1 rRNA gene is annotated in these 584 nt (G+C 51.4%); it reads right to left on the reverse strand.

Annotated elements, in window-relative coordinates:
* Positions 1-453: ribosomal RNA gene (locus EAY64_RS19935) — 16S ribosomal RNA — on the reverse strand; the annotation flags it as partial.
* Positions 454-584: the final 131 nt, after the last annotated feature.

Consider the following 584-nt stretch of genomic DNA (forward strand, 5'->3'; position numbering starts at 1 on the left):
TAGGGATTTCCTCCCTGACAAAAGTCCTTTACAACCCGAAGGCCTTCTTCAGACACGCGGCATGGCTGGATCAGGCTTGCGCCCATTGTCCAAAATTCCCCACTGCTGCCTCCCGTAGGAGTCTGGGCCGTGTCTCAGTCCCAGTGTGGCGGATCATCCTCTCAGACCCGCTACTGATCGTCGCCTTGGTGAGCTCTTACCTCACCAACTAGCTAATCAGACGTCGGCCGCTCGAATAGCGCAAGGTCTTGCGATCCCCTGCTTTCCTTCTCAAAGCGTATGCGGTATTAGCTATCCTTTCGGATAGTTATCCCCCACTACTCGGCACGTTCCGACGCATTACTCACCCGTTCGCCACTCGTCAGCGGAGCAAGCTCCCTGTTACCGTTCGACTTGCATGTGTAAAGCATGCCGCCAGCGTTCAATCTGAGCCAGGATCAAACTCTTCAGTTCAATCTCATAGCAAATTTTCTGGCACGCAAGATCAAAGAAATAAACAAGTACTTCTTGTTCTTGCAGTGCAAGTATTTGGCTTTCGCCAAGCACTCACACCTATCGGTTATTCTGTTTTTTAAAGAGCGGTG

The sequence above is a fragment of the Aquitalea palustris genome (assembly GCF_003693445.1).
In the GTDB taxonomy this organism is placed as follows: Bacteria; Pseudomonadota; Gammaproteobacteria; order Burkholderiales; family Chromobacteriaceae; genus Aquitalea; species Aquitalea palustris.